Annotated in this window: 3 protein-coding genes; 1 reads left to right on the top strand and 2 read right to left on the bottom strand. The window is 69.7% G+C overall.

Features of this window, described 5'->3' with window-relative positions; translation table 11 throughout:
* Nucleotides 1-84 precede the first annotated feature (84 nt).
* Complete coding sequence (locus tag N912_RS0148070; protein ID WP_037070444.1) at nt 85-924, bottom strand: helix-turn-helix domain-containing protein; 840 nt, start codon at nt 922-924, stop codon at nt 85-87.
* Between the two features lie 356 nt (nt 925-1,280).
* On the opposite strand from N912_RS0148070, the gene N912_RS0148065 reads away from it, so the two are divergent.
* A complete protein-coding gene (locus N912_RS0148065; RefSeq protein WP_028928010.1) occupies nt 1,281-2,354 on the top strand; it encodes a tetratricopeptide repeat protein in 1,074 nt (357 codons plus the stop codon).
* A 12-nt stretch (nt 2,355-2,366) separates the two neighbouring features.
* Here the strand turns inward: N912_RS0148065 and N912_RS64930 are convergent.
* Nucleotides 2,367-3,405 (bottom strand): hypothetical protein (locus N912_RS64930; protein WP_037070443.1); only part of this gene is annotated, 1,039 nt, incomplete at its 5' end.

Genomic DNA, 3,405 nt, shown 5'->3' with positions numbered 1-3,405 from the left:
CCCCGCCGAGACCGACACGGGTGTGCTGAAACGCGCGACTCAGTGTGCTGAGAGCCCCGACTCGCGGGTGGGGGGTACGAGTGGTCAGGGTGAGTAATTGTGGAGGGGGACGGTTCTGGGGAGGATCCAGTCGAAGATCGAGTCGTAGCGGCTTGTCTCGGTTGGTTTCTCCAGGTAGGCGGCTGAGCACGCGGTCTCGATGTAGGCCATCGAAGGGTCTTCGGTTGGGTCCGGGAAGTCCAGGCGGACGAACGCGCCGTTCATCGCGGCGTGCGCGCCGGCGCTCAGTGGAAGGACGTCGATGGTGACCTCGGGTCGGTCGGCGGCCTCCCGGAGGCTGGCCAGCTGCGCCGCCATCACCCTGTCCCCGCCGACGGTGCGCAGCAGGGCGGCCTCGTTGATCACGGCGTGCAGATTGGGGGACGGGGCATGTTCGAAGACCTTCTGCCGGTGCATGCGCACCTCGACGGAACGCTCGATTTCATCCAGGTCGTGTTCGGGGTTGTATGCCCGGAAGAGCGCCCAGGCGTAGTCCCGGGTCTGCAGCAGACCTGGGACGACCTCCACCTCGTAGTGGCGGTGCACCGACGCCATCGGTTCGAGGTCCACGAAGAGGCTGAACCACTCCGGGACGGCGCCCTCGCCGTAGATGTGCCACCAGCTTCGTTCCTGCGTGGCCAGGGCCAGCGCCTGCAGCGTCTTGACCTCTTCCCTGGCTGTGATCCCGTACTGCCCGCACAGGATGCTGATGTCCTGCGGCTTCACCGAGTGTTTGCCGGCTTCGAGCCGGAACAGCTTGGCGCGTGAGATGCCGAGGTAGCGGTCCGCCGTCACCTCGTCCACCGTCATGCCCGTCCCGTTGCGCAGCTCGCGCAGCCGTCGTCCGAGCTGACGCCTGACCACCGTTGGTCCCACTGTCGACATCGTTTACCTCCGTCTCATTTGGCGACGTTATCTCTCGGTGAGACTCCGTCTTAGGAATTCGCACTGGAAATCGTACTGAATTGTCAAATAGCGTGTGCGGTCCGCATTCTTACCGCAAAGGACTTTCCGCAAAATGTTTGACTGGGTTACCAGTGCGGCGGACGGGTGGGAGCATGCCGTTCCGGACGGGGCGCCGGTGGCGTTCTGTGGGCATCGGGTGCTGCCTCGGCGGTGTTCGATGCTGGTGCCGCCGGGGCCACGGTGTGAGGAGTGTGCGCGGCGGTGTCGGCGGCCGGTGCGGGCACGGCATCCGTTGCTTCGAGCCTTTGGGCTGCGCCGGTCGGGATAATGCCGGGGTGGCTCGGGCGGAGAAGTTGCTGCATCGGGCCGGTGCGTTGGCGGTGGGCGGTCGGGTCGAGCGGGCGGTGGCGGCCTACGACAAGCTGGTGGACCGGTTCGATGCCGACCCGGATCCGGAGACGCGGCGGGTGGTGGCGCTGGCGGTGTTCGCCAAGGCGCTGGTGCTGGCTCGGGCGGATCGGCTGGACGAGGCCGTTGCCGCTTACGACGTGGCGCTGGACCGGTACCGGGGGACGTCGGTGCCGGAGCTGGCCGATCGGGTCGTGGAGGCGCTCTACAACCGGGCGGTGGCGCTGGACCGGTTGGAGCGGGTGGTGGAGGCGTGCGACGGCTATGACGACGCGATCGCGTCGTATCGGGCCGCGCCGCGGGAGGGTGCACGGGACCATTACCTCGGGGCGCTGGTCAACAGGGCGGCCACCGCGGAGGAGCTGGGGCGGCCGGGGGAGGCGCTGGACGGGTTCGGGGAGGTCGTCGCGGACTATCGGGCCGAGCCGGTGGCCGAGCTGCGCCATCACCTGCAGCGCGCGCAGTTGAACAGCGCGCAGATCCTGGCGGGGCTGGGCCGGGTGGACGAGGCGCTGGCCGGGTATCGGGACCTGGTCGCCGAGCACGGGGACGACGCCGACGGGGAGAGCCGGGGGCTGGTCGCGGACGCGTTGGTGCACCGGGGCCGGACGCTGGCCGAGCGGGGGCGGCTGGAGGAGGCGTTGGAGGCGTTCCAGCGGGTGATCGACGACCACCTTCGGGTCGCCATGGAGCTGGCCTCCGACGACGAGAACGCGCCGACCACGTTCGTACAGCGGCTGGAGGCGTTGGTGGGCAAGGCGCGGGCGCTGGCCGAGCTGGGGCGGCCGGAGCGGGCGCTGGAGAGCTATGACGAGGTGGTCTCCGGGTATCGGTTCGGCCCGCAGCCGGCCACCCGCGAGCTGGCGGTGTCGGCGCTGCGCGAGAGCAGCGTCCTGCTCAGCGACCTGGGACGGACCGCGGAGGCGGTCGCCGCGTATGACGCGGCGGACCAGCTGCCGTTCGAACCTCGGCAGTGGGGGTCGTTCTGGCGGCGCGGCTGAGGCCGGCCGGGGTCACCAGAACTTGAGCTTCTTCTTGACCTTGTTCACGCCGCTGCTGACGGCCTTCTTGGCGCCGTTGAACGCCTTCGTGCCCTGGTCCTGGACCCAGCCGCCGGCCTTGGCCGCGAGCTTCGAGCCGCCGAGCTTGTCCCAGGCGTAGCTGGCGCCGATGCCGACGACGATGCCGCCGGCGACCGCCCAGCCGGGGCCGGGCACGAACGCGGAGGCGGCCGCGGTGCCGAGCAGCGCGGTGGTCGCGCTGCCGGCCGCGGCGGAGACCGCGATCGAGGAGCCCGTCTTGCCGATCGCCTCGCCGGGCTTGGCGCCGTGGGCGATCTGCCAGCTCGTCTCGGCGATCCCGGCCGCGATGGCGACCGGGCCGGAGACCTTGGTCAGCCCGCGCCGGAGGGTCTCGGCGCCCCTGAGCCCGCCGATGCGCTTGATGTTGTTGGTGACCTTCTGGCCGTTGTTGACGGCGTTCTTGACCGCCGGGCTGTTGGTGATCTTGGGGTTCGTCTTGCCGTTCGGCAGTCGGTTGAACTTGTCGGCCAGGGTCGCGGACATCAGCCGCTGGGTCGGGATCAGCTTCTTCCAGCCGGTCCGGGTCGGGTCGTTCTTGTCGACCGGGATGTGGCCGTGGATGCCGCCCTGGCGCAGCGTCTTCTTGGTGATCTCGCCGAGCTTCTTCGACTGGTTGCCGTACCAGGTGGCCCGGCCGGCCCGGTACTTGCCGTACTTGTCGGCAAGCCCGGCGCGCCAGTTCGCTCCCGGCACCTTGCTGCCGCGCATCCTGTCGGCCTTCTTGGCCCACTGGTCAGAGGCGACGAGGTGGCGGGTGGCGGCGTCGCGCAGGGTGCGCTCGTAGCGGTGGAACTTGCCCAGCGCGTTCTGGACCCCGGACTCGACCGACTTGATGATCGGCGAGATCAGCGGTTCGACCTTCTTCTTCTGCTGGTTGGTCTGCTGGGCCGGGTTGTTGGGCTTGGGCTGGTGCTTGCCGGGGGTCTGCGGCTGCTGCTGGCGCGGGGGCGTGGGGACGGCGCGCGGGGGG

It is taken from the genome of Actinospineispora acaciae DSM 45401 (assembly GCF_000620785.1).
Lineage (GTDB): Bacteria > Actinomycetota > Actinomycetes > Mycobacteriales > Pseudonocardiaceae > Pseudonocardia > Pseudonocardia acaciae.
This window is presented reverse-complemented; position numbering and strand designations above follow the sequence as displayed.